The following is a 24,267-nucleotide window of genomic DNA, read 5'->3' on the forward strand; positions in this document are numbered from 1 at the left end:
GGCAGAAAAGTCGCGAATGATATCGAGAATTATTACTATTTGTCTGCATGAGTTTCGTATCCTGAACCGGCTGCGGCTTTTCCTGCGACCTGGCCGACGAGCGTGGCGCCTACGAGACGTTCCAGGGTTCGCTGTGGTCCAAGGGCATCCTGCCGCTGGATTCGCAACAGATCCTGATCGAAGCCCGTGGCCAGAAGTACATCGATGTCGACCTGAACGAAACCCTGGACTGGGCACCGGTGCGCGCCCGGGTACAGAAAGGCATTCGTAACTCGAACATCATGGCCATCGCGCCGACCGCGACCATCGCCAACATCACCGGCGTCTCGCAGTCGATCGAGCCGACCTACCAGAACCTGTATGTGAAATCGAACCTGTCGGGCGAATTCACCGTGATCAACCCGTACTTGGTTCGCGACCTCAAGGCCCGCGGCCTGTGGGACTCGGTCATGATCAACGACCTGAAGTACTACGACGGTTCCGTGCAGCAGATCGAGCGCATCCCGCAAGAACTCAAAGAGCTCTACGCGACCGCCTTCGAAGTGGAAACCAAGTGGATCGTCGACGCCGCCAGCCGTCGCCAGAAGTGGATCGACCAGGCTCAGTCGTTGAACCTCTACATCGCCGGCGCTTCGGGCAAGAAGCTGGACGTGACCTACCGCATGGCTTGGTACCGTGGCCTGAAAACCACTTACTACCTCCGTGCCCTGGCCGCGACCAGCACCGAGAAGTCGACCATCAACACCGGCAAGCTGAACGCCGTTTCCAGCGGCGGCAACCACGGTGACGACTCGGTCATGGCTGCTCCAGCAGGTCCCGCTCCAGTGCCGAAGGCTTGCGCCATCGACGAGCCGGATTGCGAAGCTTGCCAGTAAGCTGCAGCCGCAGCCGCTAAGCGCCACCAGGCGCTTAGCCGAACCCCCGACAGGCCCCTGGCCTGCCGGGGGTTTTCTTTTGCCCGGAAAACCACCACAAACCTGTGAGGCTGCACCCGAGGACGAAGCCTTTGCCGCCCCTCCCCCACAAGCATGCAGATCCATTGGAGACCCTTATGCCCCAGATACGGACCTGGCGGCCCGGGCGCAGCCTCGCGGGCTCGGCAGCGGCCGCAGGGTTCAGCCAGCAATTCTGCAGGCACAAAAAAGCCCCTACGGAGAGGGGCTTTTTTTCGAACGCCGTCAGGCAACCATTATCAGGTCATCTGAATGGTGGTCTGCATGATGGTGCTCTCGGTGGAGATGGTCTTGGCGTTCGCCTGATAGTTGCTCTGAGCCTTGATCAGGTTCACCAGTTCGTTGGTCAGGTTGACGTTCGACTCCTCCAGGGAGTTGGACACGATCGAACCCAGGGTACCGGTCTCAGGCGCATCGTAGCCTGGTACGCCCGAGGCGAAGGTCTCCCTCCAGCTGGTGCCGCCTACTGGCTGCAGGCCTTGTTCATTGGTGAAGCTGGCCAGGGAGATCTGACCGATCGGCTTGTTCTGGCTGTTGCTGAAGTTGGCGAACAGGGTACCGGTGCCGTCGATGGTCAGGTTAGTGATCTGGCCAGTGGCGTAGCCGTCCTGCACCGGCAGCGAACGCTGGGTGTCGGCGTTGAACTGAGTGGTGCTGGTCATGGCGATAGTCACGCCAGCCGGATTGGCGCTGGCGCCGTTGGCCTTCCACACACCGTTGGTCACAGTGCCAGGCACCCAGCCAGAGAGGGTCAGGTTATTGCCCGGGTTCGGGGTGGTCGCCGGCGGGGTGATCACCGACACCAGCTTGCCCGCCGAGTCGAAGTTCATGGTCGACGCGACTGGAGCCGTAGCGCCGGTGGTGGTCGGAGCAGAGCCATCGAGGTTACGACCATCGACCAGGGTGTAGGTCTTCCAGGTGTTGGAACCGGTTTTCACCATGTACTGGTCCAGCTTGTGCTCGTTGCCCTGGCTGTCATAGATCGGGGTGCTGAACTGCTTGGTGAAGGTTTCCACCTTGGTCGGATCGAAGGCAAAACCGGTCACGCTCTGGTCAATGACCGGTGCAGTGGAGTTCAGGTTGATGGTGGAGGACACCGCGCTGGTGGCCTTCGGCGACAGGTTCGAGGTGTCGATGCGCAGGTCGCTCAACACACCGTTGATGATCTTGCCGTTGGCATCGACCCCATAACCTTGCAGACGGGCAGTGCCGTCGGTGTTGGTGATGTAGCCGTCCTTGTCGGTCTTGAAGGTACCGGCGCGGGTGTAGGTCAGCGAGCCGTTGTCGCTCAGCACGAAGAAACCCGAACCCTGGATACCCATATCCAGCACGTTGCCGGTGTTGTTCACGTCACCCTGGGTGAACTGCTGGGAAACGTTGGCCAGGCGCACGCCGTTACCGATCGTCTTGCTGCCGCTGCCCAGTTTGGTGGCCGAGTAAATGTCGGCGAATTCGGCACGGGACGATTTGAAACCGGCGGTCGCCACGTTGGCGATGTTGTTGCCGGTCACGTCCAGTTGCTTGTTGGCAGCATAGAGGCCGCTAAGGCCGATATTAAAAGACATGTTCCACTCCTTGTGCCGCGTTAGCCGGCTCTAGATACCAATGGTTTGAACTTTTGAGAGCGCCACGGCGCCGCTCTGACCCGCGAGGTTCAGCATCAGCTCACCGCCGGTCTGGCTGATGGTGACGCTGTTGACCGTCGCAGGCAGGTAGGTGACCAGGCTGGTCGCCTTACCGTCGATCGTTGTGCTGGCCTTGAAGGTGTAAGTACCTGGGTCGGCCTTGGTCCCGTCGGTCTTGGTGCCATCCCAGACGAAGCTGGCGCTGCCGGCTTTCTGGCTGCCCAGGTCGAGGGTCTTGACCGTCTTGCCATCCTTGTCGGAAATAGTCACGGTAAGACCGCTCACGCTGGCAGGCACCGTCACCGAACCGGTCATGCTCTTGGTGGTGTCGACCTGCGCGGTACCGCTCTGCACGATCACCGAGCGCCCGACCAGGGAAGAAGCCTGCAAGGCTTGCGAAGACTTGTAGTTGCCCGCGATCGCCGTGACCGAATCGTTCAACGTGGTAATGCCTTCCAGGCTGCTGAACTGCGCCAGCTGGGCAACGAACGCGCTGTTGTCCTGAGGGTCCAGCGGGTTCTGGTTCTTCAGCTGGGTCACCAGCAGCTTCAGGAAAGCGTCCTTGCCCAGGGAGTTTTTACCCTTGGTGCTGTTGGTAGCCGCCGCCAGACCGTCGTTGCTGGTTTTCGTGGTTTTCTTCGAGGAGTTCGCCAGGATCTCCTTGAGCGTCAGGCCACTGGTGGTATCGGTAACACTCATCTGAGTCGCCCCTTATCACTGACCGAGGGTCAGGACCTTCTGCATCATGGTTTTGGCGGTGTTCATCATTTCTGCGTTGGTCTGGAACGAGCGGCTGGCGGAAATCATGTCGGCCATTTCCTCCACCACGTTGACGTTGGGGTAGTAGACATAACCCTTGGCGTCGGCTGCCGGATGGTTAGGCTCATAACGGGCCTCGAGATTGCTCTGGTCCTCGACCACGCCCAGCACCTGAACGCCCTGACCGGCCGCATCCTGGTTCTGGAACAGCGAGTCGCTGCCGCCGCTTTGCGCGCCCTGGAACATGGTGGCGAACACCGGATGGCGTGCACGGTAGGTCTGGTCGATGCTCGACGAGACCGTCTCGGCGTTGGCGATGTTACTGGCGACGGTGTTCAAGCGAGTGGTCTGGGCACTCATGCCACTACCGGCAATATTGAAAACACTGGCGAGGGACATGGATTACTCTCCGCGCAGGGCTGACACCAGCCCTTTGAATTTGCTGTTGAGCAGCGTGAAGCTGGCCTGGAAGTTCACCGAGTTCTCGGCGTAGTTCGATTGCTCCAGTTGGGCGTCCACGGTGTTCTGGTCGATCGACGGCTGCATCGGCGTGCGGTACAGCAACGACTCGTCGCCACCGCTCAGGCCTTCGGCTTCGATGTGACGGCTGTTGGTCATGTTCAGGGCAAAGGTGCCGTTCTTGGCTTTCTCGTTCTGCTCGGCGAGCACGGCGGAGAAATCCAGATCCCGAGCCTTGTAGTTCGGGGTATCGGCGTTGGCGATGTTGTTGGCCAGCACCTCGGCGCGCTTGGCGCGAAAGCCAAGAGCCTGTTCATGAATGCCGAGCGCTTTATCGAAGCTGATGCTCATGTCGGGAAACCTTCGACCAGATTTTTCGTAAGCAGGACATAGCAAGCGCCGTGCCAATTACTTAAAGCCCGTAAACCAAGGCTTTGCGGGCAGCGGCAAAGCGGCAATGCCAGAAAAGCGGCAAGGCATTTCCGCGAAACGCCAGCAAAGCGGCAATGCCTGCATTGCCGCCCTCCTCTTGCCGATGGAATCGCAGGCATAAAAAAAGAGGCCCGAAGGCCTCTTCCTTGCAACAACGACAATCCTTACTTCGCCTGGTAGATGATCCCAGGGCTGCACTGCACCATCTGATAGTGGTCCGGCAATCCATTGAGCGCTTCGGAAGCCCCGAGAAACAGGTAACCGCCCGGCTTCAGGGTGCTGTGAATACGCATCAGGATGTCCTTCTTCACCTCAGCGGAGAAGTAGATCAACACATTGCGGCAGAAGACGATGTCGAATTTGCCCAGGCTGGCATAGCTGTCCAGCAGGTTGAACGAGCGGAATTCGACACGGCTCCTGATCGGTGCCTTGACCACCCAGCGCCCCGGCCCCTTGGGGTCGAAATAGCGCTGCAGGCGGTCAGCCGACAAACCGCGGCCGATCGCCAGGCTGTCGTACTCGCCGGTCTTGCAGTTGTTCAACATGGTCCCGGACAGGTCGGTGGCAACGATCTGCACCCCCATCTTCAGTTGCCCTATGTTGGTCTTCTCGAACTCGTCGATCGACATGGATAACGAATAGGGTTCCTGCCCCGAGGAACAGGCCGCCGACCAGATCCGCAGACGCTGGTTGGGGCTGGCCTTGATCGCCTCAGGCAAGACCTTGTTCTTCAAGACCTCGAATGGGTAGGTATCGCGAAACCACAGGGTTTCGTTGGTCGTCATGGCATCGACCACCATCTCGCGCAAACCGCTGCGCGGTTGGCTCTGGATGCGCTGAACCAGCTCGCCGAGGGATTTGATGCCTTGCTGTTCCATCAGTTTGTTGAGACGGCTCGACACCAGATATTGCTTGTTCTCGCCCAGCAAGATCCCACAGGCTTTTTCCAGGAACACCCGGAATTGTTCGAAATCCAAATTACCCGTAGACAAAGATGCCGCCTCTTAAATCGTGTGACTGCCAGGGACGCATATCCCTAGCTGTTATCTGCTGCTTTGATCCGGTCGACAACCCGGGATGCCAGGTCATCAGGACGAAACTTGGCAAGGAAGTCATCAGCACCGACCTTCTTCACCATCGCCTGATTGAATACACCTGACAACGAAGTATGCAGGATGATATGCAGCTTTTGCATGCGTGGATCGTTGCGTATTTCGGCCGTAAGGGTGTAGCCATCCATCTCCGGCATCTCGATGTCGGAGATCATCATCAGAAACTCTTCTTCAGGCTTCTTGCCCTCGTCGACCAGCTTGCGCAGGTAGTCCAGCGCCTGTCGGCCGTCGTTCAAGGCCACCACTTCGACCCCTACGGTCTGCAGGCAACGCGTGACCTGCTTGCGCGCCACCGACGAGTCATCGACCGTCAGCACCCGCAGTGAAACCGCCTTGTGCTGAGTCTCGACATCCACCACGCCCACCGAAATGGTCTCGGGAGTCGGCGCGACTTCGGCCAGCACTTTCTCGACGTCGATGATTTCCACCAACTGATTGTCGACCCGCGTCACCGCCGTCAGGTAGTGATCGCGCCCCGTCCCCTTGGGTGGCGGATGGATCTCCTCCCAGTTCATGTTGACGATGCGTTCGACCGACCTCACCAGGAACCCCTGGGTCTTGGTGTTGTACTCAGTGATGATGACGAAGGGGTTGCTCTGATCCTGCAAACCGCCCGAACCGGTGGCCATTGCCAGGTCCAGGATCGGAATGGTTGCCCCCCGAATATTCGCGACACCGCACACCACAGGACTGGACTTGGGCATCAGGGTCAGTTTGGGGCATTGCAGCACCTCCCGAACCTTGAACACGTTGATCCCATAGAGCTGCTCCCCGTCGAGACGGAACAGCAACAGCTCAAGGCGATTCTGCCCTACCAGTTGCGTGCGCTGGTTCACCGAATCCATTACACCAGCCATGCCCAGACTCCCCAAAGCTTTAAGCTCCGACGCACGCTCATCGCTAAACGGCACGGCGCTTGCTTTTTAACTGTTATGAACGCCAAAACGACATTTTCCCGACGCCTGACATCAAACTACCGCAAATTGCTGTGCGGGCTATCGGCTTTGTTTCTCTTAAACCCTGGGCATCCTGCCGTTGCTGACTCGGTAACCCTGCCTGATCTACTTATCGGCGTCACTCAGGGGTTTCTTGAATTCACCGTAGAAGACTACCTCGCCACCAGTCAAACCCCGGGCCGCTACGAGATCCAGGTCAACCGGCTCGACCCGCGGCTGCGCATGCCGCAATGCGACAAGGAATTGACAGCGACCCTGGAAAGCCCGGCACAACCCCTGGGGCGGGTGACCGTGCGCGTGCGCTGCGACGGCGCTTCGCCCTGGACCGTATTCGTTCCCGCCCAGGTCAAGCTGTTCCGCGAAGTGGTCACCACCACCCGGCCGCTCAAGCGCGCGGGAATCATCAACCCTGAAGATGTGATGCTGCGTGAGCGCGATATCGGCCAGATCAACCAGGGTTATCTGACCTCGGTGGACCAGGCCATCGGACAGAGACTTGTCCGACCAATGGTCGCCGACCAACTCGTCACCCTGGTTCATCTGGAGCAGGCAGAAGTGGTGCGCAAGGGCGATCAGGTGGTGATCTCCGCCCGCAGCGGCACGCTAAATGTCAAAATGCCGGGCGAAGCCTTGTCCAATGGCGGCATGAGCGAGCAGATACGAGTCAAGAACCTCAACTCGCAACGGATCATCAAGGCACGGATCACAGCGCCTGGACAGGTGGAAGTCGCTATGTAGACGGACTGGCGCCACGCACGCTTGCCCCCTAAACTGTGGCCCATGCAAGGGCAACAGCGGCGCGCGCGGGCTTATCGATATTCGAGCCTAAAGTTTTCCGGGGTATTGCCGAAAACAAGTCAAGCGTCCAAATACCCAGAGGTTTTTTTACCATGGTCATCGATTTCAGCCGTTTAAACAGCTCTCCCTCACTCACCGGCAGCACGCGCACCAGCGCCAGCAAGGAAACCGGCGACGCCGAAAAATCCGCGCCGCTGAACGCTCCAGCCGAACAGACCACTGTCAGCGGGGAGTCGGTACACCTCAGCAATGAGGCTCAACAGTTGCAGAAGATCACTGACAAGCTGCGCGATCAGCCTGCCGTCGACAACGCCCGCGTGGCCGAGTTGAAGCAAGCGATTGCCGATGGCAGCTATAAAGTCGACAGCAACCGTGTAGCCAGCAAACTGCTCAACTTCGAAGCCCAGCGCTAGCCAATAAGGCCTGCGCCAGTTTTTTGGACGCTTAAAACCCAAGGCCATACATGCACGACTCTAATTTGCTGCAACTGATCACTGACGACTTTGCTCCAGCTCAACAATTGCTGGAATTGCTGCGCACCGAATCCCTTGCCCTGCACGGTCGCGACATGCCGCTGCTGGAAGACATCCTTGCGCAGAAGCAAGCCTTGATCATTTTGCTCGAGCAGCATGGCCGCAAACGCAGCGAAATTCTCGCCAGCCTGAATCTTCCCGCCAGCCGCTCCGGCCTGGAACAACTGGCCAGCCATTCTTCGATTGGCGACGAGTTATTGACCCAGAGCGACGTGCTGACGCAAATGCTCACCGATTGCCAGGCCGCGAACGAACTCAACGGTCGCTCGATCCAGGTTCAACAGGCCACCACCGCCAATCAGTTGAAAATTCTCACCGGTGGCGAGCCTCCAGCCCTCTATGATGCCCGTGGCTCAACCGCCAAGCTCGCGAAGCCTCGCCCGCTCAGCCAAGCATGAGCCCCGAGATGAGCGCGCCCTATCAAGTCGCGGAACATGCTGGCAGAATGCCAGATTTTGTGTTTAGTCATATTTTGTCTGGAGATTGATGAACCGTGTTCAATGCCGCAAACGCAGAAGATACGCCGCAGCCGCCCAAGGTGCTCACCACGCCCCGGGAAATCACCTCCACGCTGCGCCTGCTGCAAGACAGCCATGACCCGCTGATCATCACTTTCCACGAACGCAGCCAGCGCTTCCAAAGCTACCTGGTCGAGACCGACCGTGACGGCAACATGATTGCCCTGGACGAAATGATCCCTCGCGACGGCGAACGCTTCATGCTCGCCGGCGAACCGTTTCGCGTCGAAGGCTTTCACGAGGGCGTGCGCATCGCCTGGGAAAGCAACGGTATCCCGACCATCGACGAATCCAATGGCGGGCGCTGCTACCGCGGCACACTGCCGGACGAAGTGGTCTATCACCAGCGCCGCAACGCCTTCCGGGCAGCGCTGAAGCTGGCCCAACTGGTCGACATCGAACTGGGCGGCGAAAAACTCAAAGCGCCCATTACCGGCAAACTGCTGGATATCTCCGCCACCGGCTGCAAGCTGCGTTTCGATGGCGACATCTCCAGCCGCCTGCAGCTGGGCCAGGTCTACGAGCGCTTTATCGCCGCCCTGCCCTTCGGCAGCATGACCGCGCCGGTGGAACTGCGCTACCTGCACCACGAAGAGAAGATCGACACCACCTTCGCGGGCGTGCGCTTCCACAACATGAGCGGCCTGGTTCAACGCCAGGTCGAGCGTTTTGTCTACCAGTTGCAACGCGAGGCGCGGCGCTTCGACAAAGACGACTTCTGAGACGCGAAGGTCGATCAAAAAACGGGTAGTCCCTTGCGGTAACTGCCCGTTTTTTGTTTCTAGAGCTTGGCCCCACTGAGTTCGTCCGGCCCGGGATCATCCGGCTTCGCCAACGGCTCCTCAATCTCATCCGCCGCTTGTGCCGGCGCTTCAGCCTCCGGCGCACTGCCCTGCTGCATCTGGTCCTGCACCACCTGCTCGTCGACCCGAGGGTCGAGTGCCGCCACCAGTGGCGAGCTGGCCATGCTGTCCGGCATCGCCACGTGATGCAGCGGCGCATCGTCGACCTGATGCAGGTTGGTCACGGCTTTCGGCCGGATGCGCCAGACCAGGACCAGGGCAAAGAAGCAAAAGAAGGCATACAGCATCTGGCTGCCGAACAACTTCATCAGCACGCCTGCGACCAAGGGGCCGACACTGGCCCCCACGCCATAGGTCACCAGCAACATGGCGGTCAACGAAACCCGTCGATCACCTTCGACATGGTCGTTGGAAAACGCCACCGCCAGCGGATAGAGGCAGAACTGCATCAGCGAACACAGGAACCCCAGGGCGAACAGCATCTCCAGCGGCACCTCGGGCAGAATCGCCAACGGCAAGGCCGCCACCACCAGGAAGCAGGCGAAGCAGCGAATCAACAGGGCCCGGTCATAACGATCGGACAGCCAGCCCAGCGGCCACTGCACCAACAACCCGGCAAAAATGCAGCTGCCCATGAACAGGCCGACCAGCTCGGTGCTCAAGCCCTGCTGGGAGGCATACAACGGCGCCAGACCATAGAACGAACCGACGATCAGCCCCGCCCCGAGCACCGTGCTCAGCGACTGCGGAACGCGCTTGATGAAAAACCGCGGTTCCATGGGGGCCGGATGCAACGGCGCCGGGTGAATGCGCCGGGTCATTGCCACCGGCACCAGGCACAGGGCAAAACACAGGGCCACCAACATCAGCAGTTCAGGCCCGAGGGCCGGGTGCATGACCAGAATCAGCTGCCCCAGGACCAGCCCCAGGTACGAGGCGATCATATAGCCACTGAACACCACCCCGCGCTGCCCGGCCCCGGCCTGCTCGTTGAGCCAGCTTTCGATGACCATGTATTGGCACATCATGCCCAGGCCGACGACCGTGCGCAGCACCAGCCAGGCCGGCAACCAGTCCACCAGGCCATGCCCCAGGACCGCCGCGCCGACGATGCCGGCGCAAGTGGCATAGGCCCGGATATGGCCAACCCGGGCAATCAGCCGATGGCCGATTTTCCCGCCCAGCACCAGGCCGAAATAGTTGGCCGCCATCAAGGCACCCACCCACAACCCGTCGACATGATCGGCGGCCAGGCGCAACGCCAGGTAGGTACTGAGCAAGCCCGAACCGATCAGCATCATCAGCGAGGCGAAATAAAGCGCTCGAAAGGATTTCCAGATTTGGCGCATCGGCGTTCCGAGCGGCTCCTTGAGTTGAGTGTCGGGCCACCTGAAGATAACCCGACTGCGACGGTTCGGTTAAGCCTGGGCTGCTAAAACACGCCGCTCCCAGGGCGTTATTTCATCAAGGAAACTGGTCAGTTCCATGCTCTTCGAAGCGATGTAGCCTTCGATGAACTCATTGCCGAACAATTCCCTGGCCAACTGACTACGTTTCAGACGCTCAAGGGCAGCATGCAAGGTACAAGGCAAAGATAAACTGTCCGGCACCGAAAACTCGCCCTGAATCGCCGGCGTCGGCTCCAGCTCGTTTTCGATACCGTGCAACCCTGCCGCGAGGCTCGCGGCGATCGCCAGATAGGGGTTGGCGTCGGCGCCCGGCAAGCGGTTCTCGACCCGCCGCGCTATCGGCGAACTGGCCGGAATACGCAGGCCAGCCGCGCGATTGTCATGGGACCAACAGGCGTTGTTCGGCGATGCATACGGGTGGCACAGGCGCTGGTAGGAATTGACGTTCGGCGCGAACAGCGCGGTGAAATCCGCCAATCCCGCCTGCAGCCCACCAATGAAATGACGGAACATCGCGGTGGGCTCGCCGGCCTCATCACTGAACACATTCCGTCCGCTGGCCGAGTCGACCAGGCTCTGGTGAATATGCATCGAACTGCCCGGGGTATGCGCCAGGGGCTTGGCCATGCATACCACGGTCAGGCCATGCTTGAGCGCCACTTCCTTGAGCAGATGCTTGAACAGGAAGGTCTGGTCGGCCAGCAACAACGGATCGCCGTGCAGCAGATTGATCTCGAACTGGCTGACGCCCATTTCATGCATGAAGGTATCGCGCGGCAGCCCCAGTGCCGCCATGCAGGCATAGACCTCATTGAAGAACGGCCGCAAGCCGTTGTTGGAACTGACACTGAATGCCGAATGCCCGTCTTCGCGACGACCATCCAGACCGAGGGGAGGCTGGAAGGCCTGGGTCGGATCGGTATTGGGAGCGAACACGAAAAACTCCAGCTCGGTCGCCACCACCGGTGCCAGGCCGCGAGCGGCGTAGCGGGCGATAACCTGCTTGAGCTGGCCACGGGTGGAAAGGCGCGAACTCTCCCCGCCCAACTCGTCCGCGTCACAGATCGCCAGTGCCCGCGGCTGCTGGCTCCAGGGCAGACGATGAATCTGTTGCGGATCGGCATTGAGCGCCAGGTCGCCGTCGTCGCTGCCGTAGAAACGCGCAGGCGGATAGCCCCCCATGATGCATTGCAACAGCACCCCACGCGCCATCTGCAGACGCCGCCCTTCGAGGAAACCCTCAGCGGTCATCACCTTGCCCCGTGGCACGCCGTTCAGGTCCGGAGTGACACATTCAATCTCGTCAATGCCCGTCAATCGCTGTGCGAGTGAACTGCGGCCATCGGTTGTCATGACTCAATCCTTGTTGTTGTACGAGCCGAGAACGGCGACCCGTACAAAATAGGCTCCGGCTGTTCGGAATATCAAGCAGCCCCGAACAAAAAGCCATCGGACCAGGTACACAACGCAAGGCGGAGAAACCCTAAAGGGTCGGCAACCGCCTCACGGCAGATAAAGACTGAAGACACCGCCGCCCAGCGGCCCGCCGTTGCGGATCTCGGTACGCCCGCAGACGCCATTGCGCTGATGCAACGCGGCAATGCGCCCGGCGAAGTACAACCCCAGGCCGGTACTGCCGCTGCTGTGATTGATACCTTGCGCGTAGTCGGCCTGGTTATCGATCATCTGCTGCGGATAGCCCTCGCCATCGTCGTTGATGGTCAGCACCGTCTGCCCGGCTTCATCGTGCACGCTGATCAGCAGCGCATGGCGCGCATAACGAATGGCGTTGTTGATGCAGTTGGCGAGCACCGAGGCGATGAGCTCCCGATCGAAGAACCCCAAGGGCGTCAAAGGATCGACTTCATAGGTCGCGGCGATGCCACGACTGGCGAACACGTCCTGATGGCTGACCAATTGCGCTTCGATGAAGTCATCCAGCTCGTGATAGCCCGGCTGCACCGGCAACTGGTTGACCCCCAGCTTGTAGAGGCCCAGCAGTTGCACCAGCATGCCGTTGAGATGGGCGAATTCGAACTCCATCACCCCCTGCTCCGGCGTGCGCTGCTGCGCCGACGGCAACCCGGCCAGCCATTTGGCATGCGCCTGCATGAGCAGGGTCAGGGAGTTTTTCATGTCGTGCACGGTGGAAGCGATCACCGTGGAGAAGTCGAGAGCCTGTTCGTGAGTATTCATTCGCCAAACGCCTTGCTTCGCAGCTTCTGATAACGCGGATAACGCGCGTCGGTGTCGGGCATCAGGCCGACCATTTTCAGGCAGGTCCGACACTCTTCCAGCAGCGCCGCATCCTGCGTGATGTCGGTGCCGTGCAACAACGACTGCGCCATGTTCAGGGCAATACTGATGTTCTTCGGCTGCATGGCCAGGGCCCGACGGAACAGGTCCCGGGCTTCGGCCAGCGCACCGGCCTTGTAACTGCGCACACCCTGACGGTTCATGTCAGCCGCGGCATTGGCCGAGTTGAGGATCTCCGGGTCGTCGGTGAGCTTGGCGATGCCTTCCATTACCTTCGGGTCGTCGCCGTAGATTTCCGCGCAGTTTTTCAACATCGAGGCACCGGCATTGGCCTGCCCCAGCATCTGCAACTGCTTGGCGACCACCAATGCTGCCTCGGGACTCATGAACTGCTCCATCCCATCCAGGCGCAGCATTGCCTGCTCGGTGAGCTTGTCTGCGGTTTCCGCATCATTGAGCAACAGGCTGGTGGCCTTCATCAGCCGCGCCCGGATCTGCAAGCCCGGATCGCTAGGGTTTTCCTTGGCCACCGCACTCAGGGTGCTGTTGATCTCCAGGCGCGTCCGGGTATCCAACCCCCTTTCGCTGCCCTTGCTGATCAGCGCATGCGCCAGGCCAAGGTTGCTTTCCGGATCCTTGAAACGCGACTGCGCCCCTTGGGATACCGCCTGGCGATAGGCCCTGGAGGCCGTGTCGAAATCTTCGTTGGCCATCGCCAGCTTGCCCAGCAGCGCTTGTCTGCGCACGGCCAGCGGCGACAGGCGCACCGCCTCTTCCAGTACGCTCTGGGCGCGCTTGGAATCCCCTTCGGCGACCAGCACTTCAGCCATGCCGTCGTAGAGCGCCGGCATCATCGGGAAGACCTTCAGGGCCTTTTCATAGATGGCCTTGGCCTGGAGCACCTGACCGCGCTTGAACAGCAGACGCCCCAGGCCGACATAGGCCCACGGCAACGGACGGTCCGCCAGGATGCTTTCGTACAGCCGCTCCAGCGCTTCGTTCTGGTTCATGTCACGCAGGGCATCGGCGCGGTAGCGCAGGCACAACGGCGAATAACGCGGGTCCTGTTTGCACAGGGCGATGCAGGCATTCAACACCTCGACCGGCTTGCCGCGGTCGAGCGCCTGCAGAATCGGCTTGAGCAGCGATTTGCGCTGCTGCAGCCGCTCCAGCCGCTGCGCCAGGCTGGAACGGTTGAAAGGCTTGGTCAGATAGGCATCCGGCTCATGCTCGAGAGCGCTGAGCACCATCGATTGGCTGGTCTCGGCGGTCACCATGAGAAAGACGCTTTCATGGCTGATCAGCTTGTCGGTCATCAGGTCTTCGAGCACCTGCTGCCCGTTCTTCTTGCCGTCGCCCAGGTGGTAATCCTGCAGGATGAAGTCATAGCGCTTTTGCGCACACATGCGCAGCGCCTGCTCGCCTGTATCGGCAGTGTCTACGTCCTTGACGCCCAACTCACGCAACATGGACCGGACAGAACTGCGGAAATCGGAGAAATCATCGACGATCAAAAAGCTTTTTTGGTGGTACGCCAGCATCGAAGATTCCAGACCCGTAAAAAAGATGAAGCCCGCAGCGACAGCATTCAAGGTCGTCAACCTTGTTGCACCCGGGCAACGATAATGGCCACAAGCCATCAACTCATTCTACATCAACCCACTACGACGCCCGCCTGCTCTCGCCGGGCACAGGCCCCAGGGCTCCGCCATTGACCTGCAACAACACTCTTGGGGTTATCGGCCGATTCTGGCGTTCCCTTATAGATAGTTGCCAAATGCATTGAATATCCTTGGGCCCACATTCACCTGCCAGGGGTCGCCCAGGAAAAATCCTGCGGAATATCAGAAATACGATCATCAACTTTAAGCCTGGCAAGTCGATAACATTCACACACAGCAAGAGCCAATGAGCACCTCATGCAAACCTGCATCCAAAACCTCATCGACCAGGGCGCCCACATTTTTGGCGAGATCCTGAACGTTGATCGCACACAGGCGCTGTACCACGAGATGATCGCCGCACGAGCATTCGGTGCCGGCCTGTTCATGGACGAGGCGGAATACCTGGCCCAGGAAAACCATCTCAACGCCAACCCGAACAAGACGTTCAACTTCCTCAATGCCTTCGAGCCGCAACTGCAGTTCATCGAACAGGATCCGCGCCTCACCGCGGTCCTCGATGAAGTGCTCGGGGCCGACTATGAGGTGGTGATCAAGAAGGCGGTGTGCGGGGTGCCGGACTCATGGCTGCCGGACTGGGTGCGGGAAAAGATCCGCGATGTGAATGTGGCGAACCTCGGGCCGTACATCAAAAAGCCTTTCCGCGACATCACCTACTTCCGCGGGATCGACTTTCACCAGGACATCATCGACTGGCCCCAGGGCCGGGTGGAACTCGATCCTTCGACCTTCCTGACCCTGTATGTGTACCTGCATGAGGTCACCGAAAACGATTCGCCCTTGCACCTGATGCCCGGCACCCACCGTTTTGGCGCTACGCTGTTCCCGCATCAACTGGTGCATGAGGAACACGATCGGTGGACCTACACCGACGACCGGGGGCAGCAGATGGCCTGCCAAGACCATAGACTGACAGGCGGACCCGGTTATGTCGGGCTCTGGCACAACTGCACCTTGCACGGTACCCGGCCGGTGGCCAACGAGTCGGAACAGTTCCGCCTGTCACTGCGTTATCTGCTGGGCAAGTCCCGAAGCAATACCGACAAGACCGCGATCGACACCATCAACGGTGCGATCCAGGGTGAGCTGCAACCGGTCAGGACCCGCCGCGACCTGAACGCCAGGGGTATCGCCCAGATCAAGGGCAACATCATCAATAACAACGGATAGCGTCACCGCCTTTACCGAGCGCACGAACCGTTCGGGTGACGAGCTACTACCGGCTGCAAGCCGCAAGACGAGGTCAATGTGTCAACAGGGTTTGGACAGAAGGCGCGGGTACTGATATTTGGTACCGGCGCAGGCGGGGTCAACTTTTACAAATACAATCGCCGCCGCTATCGGGTACTCGGCTTCGTCGATAACAACCAGCAGAAACAAGGCCAGCGCCTGTTCGGCAAATTGATCCACGCCCCTCAGCAACTGAGTGCGCTGGTGTTCGACAAGATCATTATCGCCAGTGATTACTACCGCGAAATCTACCCGCAACTGACCGAGAAGCTGGCCATCGCCGAGCACAAGGTCGAAGTGTTTCACGGCGCGCAAATACACTCGCAGCTCCCCTTACTCCAGCGCCTCGGCAAACATTTGGAACAAATGGGCTACGAACGCCTGTGCAAACGGCCAGGGCCGGTCAGCGACTTACTGTATCGCCTGTTTTTTCAACACCAGGACATCCGACGCCTGAGCTTGCAATGGCTGGATAAAAGCGACGAATACAAAGTACATGTGTTTCGCCCGAGCCAATCGGGCAGCAGCCAACCGCCGCGATTCATCCATCAGTCAACCCCCGCGATCCCTCTGGAATTGCCCGAGATAGCCCTGTACCACTTCCGCCAGGGCCAGGTCAGCTCGGTATCCCGCTCGGTGGTATTGCCGGGCGAACGACTGGTGCTCGAGCGAGTCCCCACGGCCAAGAACCTGCAGGCCGACTACAGTGCCGCCCACCTGCTCTATCACGGTCAGCGCCTGGCCCTGGTCAGGAGCAGCGCCCCTGTCATGCTGGAAAAGGGTTTGCTGATCAGCGGTGGTAGTGAACTCAATTATTACCACTGGACGGTGGAAGTACTGTCGCAACTGCAGTTCGTAGCCGAGCTGCCTGCGCAATATGCGGACTACCCACTGCTGATTTCCAGGAGCAGCCAGAACATTCCCTCGATCAAGGCTCTGATCGAGGCAATCGGCGTCGACCGCCCGTTGGTGTTCCTGGAGAACATCACCAGCTACCAGGTAGCCGACCTGTTAATGATCAGCGCGCCCAACAATCTGGTCCCGAACTTCAAAGGCGTGGTACGAAACCACGCCAACAGCAGCTTCGTCCGCCCGGAGTCGATCAACTTCCTGCGTGAAAAAGCCCTGCGCCTGGCCCGTGATGTACCTGCCAGCGAATGCCCCAAACGCGTATTTCTGGCGCGTAAAGGCTTTCTCCGACACTACAACCAGACCGAGATCCTCGGACTGCTCGAACCCTATGGTTTCACCTCCGTGTACATGGAGGACCAGGACATCAGCCACCAGGTGGCGATCATGGCCAATGCCGAAGTGATAGTCGGCCCCACCGGCGCGGCCTGGACCAACCTGATCTTCGCCTCGAAAAACGCCCTCGCGTTGTGCTGGATGGCCGAAGAAGCCGGCCCTCTGTCGTGCTTCTCCAACCTGGCGGCGGTCGTCGGCGTAGAGATGGACTACATCGCCTACCGGGCGGGCTCCAGTGACTCCAGGGAACTGTACTACCGGAGTTACCACATCGATACCAAGAGCGTTGAACACTGGCTGCAACAGCATCTGTCGAAAGGGCTCCAAGGAGAGACACGATGAAGATTCACATTCTGCCGCTACAGGCCCACGGCGATGACCGCGGCTCGTTGATCGCCCTGGAAGAAGGGAAAAACATCCCCTTTCCGGTCAAGCGGGTGTACTACATGTTCAACACCGGCGAAGGGGTCCGTCGTGGCTACCACGCCCATAAATCCCTCAAGCAGGTGGCTATCGCCGTGCGCGGCTCGTGCCGCTTCCTGCTGGATGACGGCCGGGAAAAGATCGATATCACGCTGGACAATCCTTGCCAGGGCCTGCTGATCGAATCCTTTATTTGGCGCGAGATGTATGACTTCTCCCCAGACTGCGTACTGATGGTCCTGGCCGATCAACTCTACGAAGAAGGCGATTATGTCCGGGACTATGCCCAGTTCCTGGATATGGTCGGGAAATGACTCCGATGATGAATATTCCGTTTCTGGATTTGCAAGGCATCAATCACGAGCATGCCGAGCAGCTCAAAGCGGCCTGCAGCCGCGTGATCGACTCCGGCTGGTACCTGATGGGGCGCGAGCTTGAGCAATTCGAGGCCGCCTTTGCCGACTACTGCGGCAGCGAGCACGCCATCGGCGTCGCCAATGGCCTGGATGCCCTGACCCTGATCCTGCGCGCCTGGAAAGAACAAGGTCGGCTGCGGGCCGGCGATGAAGTGATAGTGCAGAGCAACACCTTTATCGCCACTATCTCGGCCATTCTGGAAAACGATCTGGCACCGATCCTGGTGGATGTGGATCCAGCCACCCACAACCTGGAGATCGAGGCCGTCGAAAGGGCGATCTCGGACAAGACTCGCGTGATCCTGCCAGTGCATCTTTATGGGCAGCTGTCGCCGATGCCGCAAATCATGGCGCTGGCCCAGAAGCATGGCCTGCTGGTGCTCGAAGATGCGGCGCAGGCCCATGGCGCCGAACTGGCCGGACGCAAGGCCGGTAACTGGGGCGATGCCGCGGCTTTCAGTTTCTACCCCGGCAAGAATCTGGGCGCCCTGGGTGACGGCGGTGCCGTCACCACCAATGACGCCGAGCTGGCAGCCCTGGTGCGGGCGCTGGGCAACTACGGTTCGCGCATCAAGTACCAGCATGATTATCAGGGGATGAACAGCCGCCTTGATGAAGTCCAGGCCGCGATGCTCAGTGTGAAGCTGGCACACCTGGACCATGATACTGCCCGTCGGCGCAGCGTCGCCCGTTACTACGGCGAGCACATCCGGCACCCTGGCATTACCCTGCCCTCGGTCACGGCAACAAGTGCCCACGTCTGGCACCTGTATGTCGTTACCTGCCCATGGCGCGATCAGTTGCAGGCTTATCTGGCCGAGCGTGGCATTCAATGCCTGATCCACTACCCGCTGGCGATTACCGAACAGCAGGCCTACAGCGATTTGACCAAGACATCCCAGGCATCCCGGACACCGCTGCATCAGTCGATCCTGTCATTACCGATCTACCCGACGCTGACCCAGGAACAGCAGCAATACATAGTCACCGCCATCAACCAGTTCCCTGCGCCCCGCTAACACCGGATAGCACAGACGCGACCTCGCCAAGGCGCTCGAACGCCTTGGTAGTGAATATAGAGCTGACCGATCTCATGGACGCCCTCCCCGCAGAGCAAGGGGCAAAGCGGATACAGACCGGGGAGTTCACTGAAGGATGGTGTCCCAGGGCAGGTTCGAACTGCCAACCTTCCCCTTAGGAGGGGGATGCTCTATCCAATTGAGCTACTGGGACAAATTGACGGCCGCGGACACCGCTGCGGCGTAAAGGACGGCGTGCATGTTAACGGCCAGCCTGGCTTTTGTCATGTCGTGAGTAGGGCTTTTTAGTCGACCGCTGATTCTACTCATCAGGTAATTTGCCAGTGCTATCGTGCAAATTGCATAACCTCAAAAAGCCATCATTGCAAAATACAATCCACCGTTTTCCAAAGACCACATTAAATCATTGTTTTTAAAGGATTTAATAGACGGTAGACTCTTGGCATGCGCACTGCTTGACCTCTATCAAAGAACAATGGAGATCAAGCACATGAGCAGCGCCCTTCTTCTATCGAATGCTATCGCCATTGCCGTGCTGGTGGCTTTCCACCTTCAGCCCGATAGCAGCGCTGATCAGAACGTCCAGCCCGGGATCCGGCACCTGCAATATCAGACTGCGCAGCTGGCTGTGATGCACCACACACCAGAGAATCCTGTCGCCGGGCAGGCTATCGATGACCAGAACACTACTGCTCCACCGACCACACCAAGACCCGAAAGCTGGGTATTCTGAAAATCCCCCACCAGGAACCTGTTAATGTCCCGATTCGCCAAAGGCCTTCTTATCCTGGCAGTACTCAGTGCAGCCCTGGGTTGCTTCACCACTGAAAACACCCTGGGAGATGTGCCTCTGATCGCTTGTGGCGTTTTTTCCGGCTTGTTCCTGCTGGCACTGGCAGTGGGGCGCAAAATCAAGTTCGATCCTGTGCTGCGCTGATTCCCTCTGCGCTCAATAGCTCCAGAAAACGCTCAAGCGTCCCGGACAACTCGCCCGAGTTGTCCAGAAAAAACACAGCCCCGCCCTGCCTCGGTTCGTTGCCGGCGGAAAAAAGATCACTGCGTTTAAGCCTCGCCTCGATCTGCGCTGCGCTTTCACGACCGCGCTCTGTCAGCCTTCGCCGCAATACATTGATATCCACCGTCAGCAGAACGGCTAAAAGATCCGGATAACGCTGACGCGCCTGCTCCAGATAAGCCCTCGAGCCGTTGACCAGAACATTGCGCCCACTGGCCAGCCATTCATCGATCTCTAGCGGAATGCCGTAGGCCAGGCCATTAGCGCGCCAGCACAAGGCAAAGGCGCCCTGTTGTTCCAAGCGCTCGAACTCGTCGGCGCTCACCCCGTGGGCGTCTTCTCCCATAGCTTCCGCGGAACGAGTGATCACCCGCCGCACTACATCGCAGCCCAACTGCGCCAACGGCTGGCGCGCGGCTTCGATCAGGCTGTCCTTGCCCGCCCCGGAAGGTCCCACCAAATAAATCAGTCTGCCTGGCATTCAGACACTCCATAATCCTCGCGGCCTAGTAAATCGGCAATTTGCCACTATTCTGTACAAGGTAGGGAACATGATCAGGATTCGCATGCATACCCGCCTGGCGATACTAAATCACCTGCTACCGGGCATCGGACGCGAACAAGCGGGCGGACCGGCGATCTTTTCAAACCAGTCCGCATTTCTGATAATTGGTGCTGGCATAACGCCTTTACGCAGCTCAATATTTGTCACAGAATTGACGCCAATGATCTGGCAATTTTGAGGCATGATGCGGGCCTCTTAACAATTCAGGTTGAACATTTGGCAGCAACGCTTGTCCTAACTGACATCCTGCGGCCAATTCCGAGAACCGCTCCCCTGAACTAACCGGTTAAATATATGCGCCCATTGAAACAGGCAATTTATTCCAGCCGTACGGCTGACAAGTTCGTCGTACGTCTACCCGACGGGATGCGTGAACGCATTGCCGAGGTGGCTCGCAATCATCACCGCAGCATGAACTCCGAAATCATCGCGCGCCTGGAGCAGAGTCTTATTCAGGAAGGCGCCTTGGGTGAAGAGTTGAGCATGCGTTTGGACAGCCCAGAGCTGTCTTTGCATGAACGCGAACTGCTTCAACGTTTCCGCCAACTTTCTCACCGCCAGCAGAACGCCCTCGTTTCGCTGATCGCCCATGACGCCGAGATGGCCGCAGACGCTTCCTGATTCGACCCGATATAAAGCTAGAGCCAGCCTTGTGCTGGCTTTTTTTTGCCCAAAATTTGCTACCCAGGTACTACAAGAGCACCTGGACACCAAGGTCGCAAGAGTACAGGGAAAACGATACAGCCCCATCAAGGGGCTGTAGGCGGGATTAAAGCAGGAAGATGGTGGCCAGGCCGAGGAAGATGAAGAAGCCGCCACTGTCGGTCATGGCTGTGATCATGACGCTGGCGCCCATCGCCGGATCGCGCCCCAGGCGGGCCAATGTCATTGGAATCAGGACACCCATCAGCGCCGCCAGCAACAGGTTGAGGGTCATGGCTGCGGTCATCACCACACCCAACGACCAGCTGCCATAGAGCATATAGGCCACCGCACCGATCACCCCGCCCCAGACCAGGCCATTGATCAAGGCTACTGCCAGCTCCTTGCGCATCAGGCGCGAGGTATTGCCAGTGCTGACCTGGTCCAGCGCCATGGCGCGAACGATCATGGTGATGGTCTGGTTACCCGAGTTACCACCAATACCCGCCACGATCGGCATCAAGGCCGCCAGCGCCACCAGTTTCTCGATGGAACCTTCAAACAGACCGATCACTCGTGAAGCGACAAATGCGGTGATCAGATTGATTGCCAGCCAGGCCCAGCGGTTGCGCAGGGAACGCCAGACCGAGGCAAAGATATCCTCCTCTTCACGCAGACCGGCCATGTTGAGGACTTCGGTCTCGCTCTCCTCACGAATCAGGTCGACCATTTCATCGATGGTCAGACGGCCGATCAGCTTGCCGTTCTTGTCAACCACCGGCGCCGAAATCAAGTCATAGCGCTCGAACGCCTGCGCAGCGTCGTAGGCATCTTCGTCCGGATGAAAGCTCACCGGATCACTGGCCATGACTTCCGAAACCTGTTTTTCCGGATCGTTCACCAGCAGCCGCTTGATTGGCAGCACGCCCTTGAGTACGCCGTCATAGTCCACGACGAACAGCTTGTCGGTATGGCCCGGCAGCTCTTTGAGCCGGCGCAGATAACGCAAAACCACCTCAAGACTGACATCCTCACGGATGGTCACCATCTCGAAGTCCATCAACGCACCGACCTGCTCCTCGTCATAAGACAAGGCGGAGCGAACGCGCTCACGCTGCTGGCCGTCCAACGCCTCCATCAGCTCGTGGACAACGTCTCGCGGCAGCTCGGGGGCCAGGTCAGCAAGTTCGTCGGCGTCCATCTCCTTGGCCGCGGCCAGGAGCTCATGATCGTCCATGTCGGCGATCAGGGTTTCACGTACGGAATCGGATACTTCGAGCAGGATGTCGCCATCGCGCTCGGCCTTGACCAACTGCCAGACAGTCAGACGCTCGTCGAGCGGCAAGGCTTCAAGGATGTAGGCAACGTCGGCAGAGTGCAGATCGTCAAGTTTGCGCTGCAGCTCGACGAGGTTTTGCCGATGGACCAGGTTCTCGACCCGGTCATGATGATGACCTTCCTGACGATGGGTCAGGTCTTCGACCACCCGCTGACGCTGCAACAGCTCAACGACTTGAGCGAGGCGGTCCTGCAGGCTGTCTTGTGATTTCTTTACTTCTACTTCGGTCATAGGCGAACTCCACTCCCAGCAGAGGAGCACGCCGGAAGGATCAATCAGTCAATTCATGATTGTGAAAACGGGATACTGAGTAACTACTGGGTAAGTCCATGGAGGTATTCCACAAGCCCCGGCGGGGCTGACGGGCGCAATCATACACCGCTTGACGGCTTTAAACGTTAAAAAATCATGGCAAGAACAAGCGCTTGCGGCATAAAGCTGAACAACAGCTGAATCTATAAAGCTGCGACGCCCCATCCGAAAAAGAAAACACACTGCAGGCGAAAAAACTGGCCCCAGAACTCCGTCCAGCTCTCGATGCGCGATTGCCGGAGTCCTTCGAAAGGCAATACCAGAAAAGACAGGTACAGGCTGATTCCAGCACCAGAATGGCCACCGCATTCAATGATGGGGATCGATCAAGGAGAGAGGGAGAAAACCTAAAACGCAGAAAGCAAAAAGCCCGCAATGAATGCGGGCTTCTTGGTGTATGGTGCACTCGACAGGATTCGAACCTGTGACCGCTCGGTTCGTAGCCGAGTACTCTATCCAGCTGAGCTACGAGTGCATTTTGTGTTTTTAGACCAGACCACAACTGGTTGAAGCCGAGTTATTTGCATTGCTACAACTAACTCTTAAATGGTGCACTCGACAGGATTCGAACCTGTGACCGCTCGGTTCGTAGCCGAGTACTCTATCCAGCTGAGCTACGAGTGCATTTGTTGCCGCGCATTATAGACCGTTAAATCTTTTTGTAAAGCACTTTTTCTAGTAATTTCAACAACTTACAGAAGAAGCCAGATTACAACGAGCTAAGTAAATAATGGCGGAGAACGGGGGATTCGAACCCCCGACACCCTTGTGAGGTGTACTCCCTTAGCAGGGGAGCGCCTTCGGCCACTCGGCCAGCTCTCCGCAACACGGGGCGTATATTAACCAGCTTTCTCCCCGTTTGCAAACAAAAAAAACGATAAAAATTAATGGCTTGGTTCTTCGTCCTTCTCTTTCTTTATCCGCAGGTAGATTTCTTCCCGGTGCACCGCTACTTCTTTAGGGGCGTTGACACCGATACGCACTTGATTTCCTTTGACGCCGAGCACGGTCACGGTGATTTCGCCATCACCAATAATCAGGCTTTCTGCGCACCGACGAGTCAGAATCAGCATACCTTTCTCCTCACGCATTTCATTTCAGGGACAACAGTCTGCAAAAAAAGGGATATCGACCTACAACCAGGACGGCCGTAGCCCTACACGCCTAAGTATTGACTAGCGCGAGCAAAAGAACAGTTTTCTGTCACGCCGATCAAAAAAACAAAGGGCGCGGTAAACCGCGCCCTTTGGGCAACGCATCACTCGCCCTGTCGGGCCGGAGCGTCCAGTTCGAAAGCTGTGTGCAGAGCGCGCACAGCCAGTTCCAGGTACTTCTCTTCGATCACGACCGAAACCTTGATTTCGGAGGTCGAGATCATCTGGATGTTGATGCTTTCTTTAGCCAGGGCTTCGAACATGCGGCTGGCAACACCCGCATGGGAGCGCATACCGACACCGACGATCGAGACCTTGGCGATCTTGGTGTCGCCGACCACTTCCCGGGCACCGATTTCACGAGCCGTGTTTTCCAGCACTTGCTGGGCCGCCAGGTAATCGTTGCGGTGCACGGTGAAGGTGAAGTCGGTGGTGTTATCGTGCGCAACGTTCTGCACGATCATATCGACTTCAATGTTCGCGGCGCTGATCGGACCAAGAATCTTGAAGGCCACGCCGGGAGTGTCTGGCACGCCACGGATGGTCAGCTTGGCTTCATCGCGGTTAAAAGCGATGCCGGAAATGATCGGC

The 24,267-nt window shown here is 58.6% G+C and carries 25 protein-coding genes, 4 tRNA genes and 1 pseudogene; 12 read left to right on the forward strand and 18 right to left on the reverse strand.

Going from position 1 to position 24,267, the window contains the following annotated elements; genetic code table 11:
- Window positions 1-80: 80 nt before the first annotated feature.
- Window positions 81-875: pseudogene (locus ACQKQA_RS23975) on the forward strand (ribonucleoside-diphosphate reductase subunit alpha); the annotation flags it as partial.
- 317 nt (window positions 876-1,192) lie between these two features.
- On the opposite strand, the gene flgE reads toward ACQKQA_RS23975, so the two are convergent.
- From flgE to ACQKQA_RS24005, 6 genes are all read right to left on the reverse strand, one after another.
- Entirely contained in the window at window positions 1,193-2,518 is a 1,326-nt protein-coding gene (gene flgE / locus ACQKQA_RS23980) for a flagellar hook protein FlgE (RefSeq protein ID WP_427563236.1), read from the reverse strand.
- A 30-nt stretch (window positions 2,519-2,548) separates the two neighbouring features.
- Window positions 2,549-3,277 carry a flagellar hook assembly protein FlgD gene (gene flgD / locus ACQKQA_RS23985; RefSeq protein ID WP_427563238.1) on the reverse strand — a complete coding sequence of 243 codons (729 nt, stop codon included), beginning with the start codon at window positions 3,275-3,277 and terminating at the stop codon, window positions 2,549-2,551.
- A gap of 15 nt (window positions 3,278-3,292) precedes the next feature.
- Entirely contained in the window at window positions 3,293-3,736 is a 444-nt protein-coding gene (flgC, locus tag ACQKQA_RS23990; protein WP_044464496.1) for a flagellar basal body rod protein FlgC, read from the reverse strand.
- A 3-nt stretch (window positions 3,737-3,739) separates the two neighbouring features.
- Entirely contained in the window at window positions 3,740-4,147 is a 408-nt protein-coding gene (gene flgB, locus ACQKQA_RS23995) for a flagellar basal body rod protein FlgB (RefSeq protein ID WP_427563240.1), read from the reverse strand.
- 245 nt (window positions 4,148-4,392) lie between these two features.
- Window positions 4,393-5,220 carry a protein-glutamate O-methyltransferase CheR gene (gene cheR / locus ACQKQA_RS24000; RefSeq protein ID WP_427563242.1) on the reverse strand — a complete coding sequence of 276 codons (828 nt, stop codon included), beginning with the start codon at window positions 5,218-5,220 and terminating at the stop codon, window positions 4,393-4,395.
- A gap of 44 nt (window positions 5,221-5,264) precedes the next feature.
- Complete coding sequence (locus ACQKQA_RS24005; protein ID WP_044464499.1) at window positions 5,265-6,197, reverse strand: chemotaxis protein CheV; 933 nt, start codon at window positions 6,195-6,197, stop codon at window positions 5,265-5,267.
- A 75-nt stretch (window positions 6,198-6,272) separates the two neighbouring features.
- On the opposite strand from ACQKQA_RS24005, the gene flgA reads away from it, so the two are divergent.
- The 4 genes from flgA (at window position 6,273) to ACQKQA_RS24025 (ending at window position 8,867) form a co-directional block, all read left to right on the forward strand.
- Complete coding sequence (gene flgA / locus ACQKQA_RS24010) at window positions 6,273-7,034, forward strand: flagellar basal body P-ring formation chaperone FlgA (RefSeq protein ID WP_427563244.1); 762 nt, start codon at window positions 6,273-6,275, stop codon at window positions 7,032-7,034.
- A gap of 152 nt (window positions 7,035-7,186) precedes the next feature.
- Window positions 7,187-7,507 carry a flagellar biosynthesis anti-sigma factor FlgM gene (flgM, locus tag ACQKQA_RS24015; RefSeq protein WP_427563246.1) on the forward strand — a complete coding sequence of 107 codons (321 nt, stop codon included), beginning with the start codon at window positions 7,187-7,189 and terminating at the stop codon, window positions 7,505-7,507.
- A 50-nt stretch (window positions 7,508-7,557) separates the two neighbouring features.
- Window positions 7,558-8,025: a flagella synthesis protein FlgN gene (locus ACQKQA_RS24020; RefSeq protein ID WP_427563248.1), complete on the forward strand. Its 468-nt coding sequence runs from the start codon at window positions 7,558-7,560 to the stop codon at window positions 8,023-8,025.
- Between the two features lie 95 nt (window positions 8,026-8,120).
- Window positions 8,121-8,867, forward strand: coding sequence for a flagellar brake protein (locus tag ACQKQA_RS24025; RefSeq protein ID WP_427563249.1), 747 nt, complete (start codon window positions 8,121-8,123; stop codon window positions 8,865-8,867).
- Between the two features lie 59 nt (window positions 8,868-8,926).
- Here the strand turns inward: ACQKQA_RS24025 and ACQKQA_RS24030 are convergent, their stop codons facing one another.
- From ACQKQA_RS24030 to ACQKQA_RS24045, 4 genes are all read right to left on the reverse strand, one after another.
- The gene (locus ACQKQA_RS24030) at window positions 8,927-10,297 is read right to left on the reverse strand and encodes an MFS transporter (RefSeq protein ID WP_427563251.1); all 1,371 of its coding nucleotides are present in this window, start codon (window positions 10,295-10,297) and stop codon (window positions 8,927-8,929) included.
- A 69-nt stretch (window positions 10,298-10,366) separates the two neighbouring features.
- Window positions 10,367-11,608: a glutamine synthetase family protein gene (locus tag ACQKQA_RS24035; protein ID WP_427563276.1), complete on the reverse strand. Its 1,242-nt coding sequence runs from the start codon at window positions 11,606-11,608 to the stop codon at window positions 10,367-10,369.
- A 252-nt stretch (window positions 11,609-11,860) separates the two neighbouring features.
- Window positions 11,861-12,553: a sensor histidine kinase gene (locus ACQKQA_RS24040; RefSeq protein ID WP_427563253.1), complete on the reverse strand. Its 693-nt coding sequence runs from the start codon at window positions 12,551-12,553 to the stop codon at window positions 11,861-11,863.
- The gene (locus ACQKQA_RS24045) at window positions 12,550-14,154 is read right to left on the reverse strand and encodes a response regulator (protein WP_427563255.1); all 1,605 of its coding nucleotides are present in this window, start codon (window positions 14,152-14,154) and stop codon (window positions 12,550-12,552) included. Before ACQKQA_RS24045 ends, ACQKQA_RS24040 begins: the two co-directional genes overlap by 4 nt.
- A 378-nt stretch (window positions 14,155-14,532) precedes the next feature.
- Between ACQKQA_RS24045 and ACQKQA_RS24050 the strand changes: the two genes are divergently transcribed.
- The 4 genes from ACQKQA_RS24050 to ACQKQA_RS24065 all read left to right on the forward strand — a co-directional run bounded on the left by ACQKQA_RS24050 (window position 14,533) and on the right by ACQKQA_RS24065 (window position 18,628).
- Window positions 14,533-15,465: a phytanoyl-CoA dioxygenase family protein gene (locus ACQKQA_RS24050; protein ID WP_427563257.1), complete on the forward strand. Its 933-nt coding sequence runs from the start codon at window positions 14,533-14,535 to the stop codon at window positions 15,463-15,465.
- Between the two features lie 78 nt (window positions 15,466-15,543).
- Window positions 15,544-17,112, forward strand: a complete 1,569-nt coding sequence (locus ACQKQA_RS24055) for a glycosyltransferase family 61 protein (RefSeq protein WP_427563259.1) — start codon at window positions 15,544-15,546, stop codon at window positions 17,110-17,112.
- Window positions 17,109-17,507 (forward strand): sugar 3,4-ketoisomerase, encoded by a 399-nt coding sequence (locus tag ACQKQA_RS24060; RefSeq protein ID WP_427563261.1) that lies wholly within the window; start codon window positions 17,109-17,111, stop codon window positions 17,505-17,507. Before ACQKQA_RS24055 ends, ACQKQA_RS24060 begins: the two co-directional genes overlap by 4 nt.
- Window positions 17,504-18,628 (forward strand): DegT/DnrJ/EryC1/StrS family aminotransferase, encoded by a 1,125-nt coding sequence (locus tag ACQKQA_RS24065; protein WP_427563263.1) that lies wholly within the window; start codon window positions 17,504-17,506, stop codon window positions 18,626-18,628. The genes ACQKQA_RS24060 and ACQKQA_RS24065 overlap by 4 nt, the downstream gene beginning before the upstream one ends.
- A 137-nt stretch (window positions 18,629-18,765) precedes the next feature.
- On the opposite strand, the gene ACQKQA_RS24070 is transcribed toward ACQKQA_RS24065, so the two are convergent.
- Window positions 18,766-18,842: transfer RNA gene (locus ACQKQA_RS24070), tRNA-Arg, on the reverse strand.
- Window positions 18,843-19,139: 297 nt separating this feature from the next.
- Between ACQKQA_RS24070 and ACQKQA_RS24075 the strand changes: the two genes are divergently transcribed.
- Entirely contained in the window at window positions 19,140-19,382 is a 243-nt protein-coding gene (locus ACQKQA_RS24075; protein ID WP_427563265.1) for a hypothetical protein, read from the forward strand.
- Between the two features lie 24 nt (window positions 19,383-19,406).
- Entirely contained in the window at window positions 19,407-19,586 is a 180-nt protein-coding gene (locus tag ACQKQA_RS24080; RefSeq protein WP_427563267.1) for a PA3371 family protein, read from the forward strand.
- Here ACQKQA_RS24080 and phnN read toward each other — a convergent pair.
- Window positions 19,561-20,145 carry a phosphonate metabolism protein/1,5-bisphosphokinase (PRPP-forming) PhnN gene (gene phnN / locus ACQKQA_RS24085; RefSeq protein WP_427563269.1) on the reverse strand — a complete coding sequence of 195 codons (585 nt, stop codon included), beginning with the start codon at window positions 20,143-20,145 and terminating at the stop codon, window positions 19,561-19,563. The two genes, ACQKQA_RS24080 and phnN, sit on opposite strands and share 26 nt — an antisense overlap.
- 378 nt (window positions 20,146-20,523) lie before the next feature.
- Between phnN and ACQKQA_RS24090 the strand changes: the two genes are divergently transcribed.
- Window positions 20,524-20,850: an Arc family DNA-binding protein gene (locus ACQKQA_RS24090; RefSeq protein ID WP_003178899.1), complete on the forward strand. Its 327-nt coding sequence runs from the start codon at window positions 20,524-20,526 to the stop codon at window positions 20,848-20,850.
- A gap of 148 nt (window positions 20,851-20,998) precedes the next feature.
- Here the strand turns inward: ACQKQA_RS24090 and mgtE are convergent, their stop codons facing one another.
- From mgtE to ACQKQA_RS24120, 6 genes are all read right to left on the reverse strand, one after another.
- The gene (mgtE, locus tag ACQKQA_RS24095; RefSeq protein WP_427563271.1) at window positions 20,999-22,441 is read right to left on the reverse strand and encodes a magnesium transporter; all 1,443 of its coding nucleotides are present in this window, start codon (window positions 22,439-22,441) and stop codon (window positions 20,999-21,001) included.
- Between the two features lie 479 nt (window positions 22,442-22,920).
- A tRNA-Arg gene (locus ACQKQA_RS24100) sits at window positions 22,921-22,997 on the reverse strand.
- A 72-nt stretch (window positions 22,998-23,069) separates the two neighbouring features.
- Window positions 23,070-23,146: transfer RNA gene (locus tag ACQKQA_RS24105), tRNA-Arg, on the reverse strand.
- A gap of 107 nt (window positions 23,147-23,253) precedes the next feature.
- Window positions 23,254-23,344: transfer RNA gene (locus tag ACQKQA_RS24110), tRNA-Ser, on the reverse strand.
- 62 nt (window positions 23,345-23,406) lie between these two features.
- The gene (gene csrA / locus ACQKQA_RS24115; RefSeq protein WP_002554426.1) at window positions 23,407-23,595 is read right to left on the reverse strand and encodes a carbon storage regulator CsrA; all 189 of its coding nucleotides are present in this window, start codon (window positions 23,593-23,595) and stop codon (window positions 23,407-23,409) included.
- Between the two features lie 185 nt (window positions 23,596-23,780).
- Window positions 23,781-24,267: ACT domain-containing protein (locus tag ACQKQA_RS24120; protein ID WP_427563274.1), on the reverse strand; the 487-nt coding region annotated here is incomplete at its 5' end.

Source organism: Pseudomonas sp. NPDC089530 (genome assembly GCF_050280705.1).
GTDB lineage: Bacteria > Pseudomonadota > Gammaproteobacteria > Pseudomonadales > Pseudomonadaceae > Aquipseudomonas.

Coding starts and splice junctions, on each gene's coding strand:
- flgE (WP_427563236.1), bottom strand. CDS start 2,518: ATGTCTTTTAATATCGGCCTTAGCGGCCTCTATGCTGCCAACAAGCAA.
- flgD (WP_427563238.1), bottom strand. CDS start 3,277: ATGAGTGTTACCGATACCACCAGTGGCCTGACGCTCAAGGAGATCCTG.
- flgC (WP_044464496.1), bottom strand. CDS start 3,736: ATGTCCCTCGCCAGTGTTTTCAATATTGCCGGTAGTGGCATGAGTGCC.
- flgB (WP_427563240.1), bottom strand. CDS start 4,147: ATGAGCATCAGCTTCGATAAAGCGCTCGGCATTCATGAACAGGCTCTT.
- ACQKQA_RS24005 (WP_044464499.1), bottom strand. CDS start 6,197: ATGGCTGGTGTAATGGATTCGGTGAACCAGCGCACGCAACTGGTAGGG.
- flgA (WP_427563244.1), top strand. CDS start 6,273: ATGAACGCCAAAACGACATTTTCCCGACGCCTGACATCAAACTACCGC.
- flgM (WP_427563246.1), top strand. CDS start 7,187: ATGGTCATCGATTTCAGCCGTTTAAACAGCTCTCCCTCACTCACCGGC.
- ACQKQA_RS24020 (WP_427563248.1), top strand. CDS start 7,558: ATGCACGACTCTAATTTGCTGCAACTGATCACTGACGACTTTGCTCCA.
- ACQKQA_RS24030 (WP_427563251.1), bottom strand. CDS start 10,297: ATGCGCCAAATCTGGAAATCCTTTCGAGCGCTTTATTTCGCCTCGCTG.
- ACQKQA_RS24035 (WP_427563276.1), bottom strand. CDS start 11,608: ATGACCGCTGAGGGTTTCCTCGAAGGGCGGCGTCTGCAGATGGCGCGT.
- ACQKQA_RS24040 (WP_427563253.1), bottom strand. CDS start 12,553: ATGAATACTCACGAACAGGCTCTCGACTTCTCCACGGTGATCGCTTCC.
- ACQKQA_RS24045 (WP_427563255.1), bottom strand. CDS start 14,154: ATGCTGGCGTACCACCAAAAAAGCTTTTTGATCGTCGATGATTTCTCC.
- ACQKQA_RS24050 (WP_427563257.1), top strand. CDS start 14,533: ATGCAAACCTGCATCCAAAACCTCATCGACCAGGGCGCCCACATTTTT.
- ACQKQA_RS24060 (WP_427563261.1), top strand. CDS start 17,109: ATGAAGATTCACATTCTGCCGCTACAGGCCCACGGCGATGACCGCGGC.
- ACQKQA_RS24065 (WP_427563263.1), top strand. CDS start 17,504: ATGACTCCGATGATGAATATTCCGTTTCTGGATTTGCAAGGCATCAAT.
- ACQKQA_RS24075 (WP_427563265.1), top strand. CDS start 19,140: ATGAGCAGCGCCCTTCTTCTATCGAATGCTATCGCCATTGCCGTGCTG.
- ACQKQA_RS24080 (WP_427563267.1), top strand. CDS start 19,407: ATGTCCCGATTCGCCAAAGGCCTTCTTATCCTGGCAGTACTCAGTGCA.
- phnN (WP_427563269.1), bottom strand. CDS start 20,145: ATGCCAGGCAGACTGATTTATTTGGTGGGACCTTCCGGGGCGGGCAAG.
- ACQKQA_RS24090 (WP_003178899.1), top strand. CDS start 20,524: ATGCGCCCATTGAAACAGGCAATTTATTCCAGCCGTACGGCTGACAAG.
- mgtE (WP_427563271.1), bottom strand. CDS start 22,441: ATGACCGAAGTAGAAGTAAAGAAATCACAAGACAGCCTGCAGGACCGC.
- csrA (WP_002554426.1), bottom strand. CDS start 23,595: ATGCTGATTCTGACTCGTCGGTGCGCAGAAAGCCTGATTATTGGTGAT.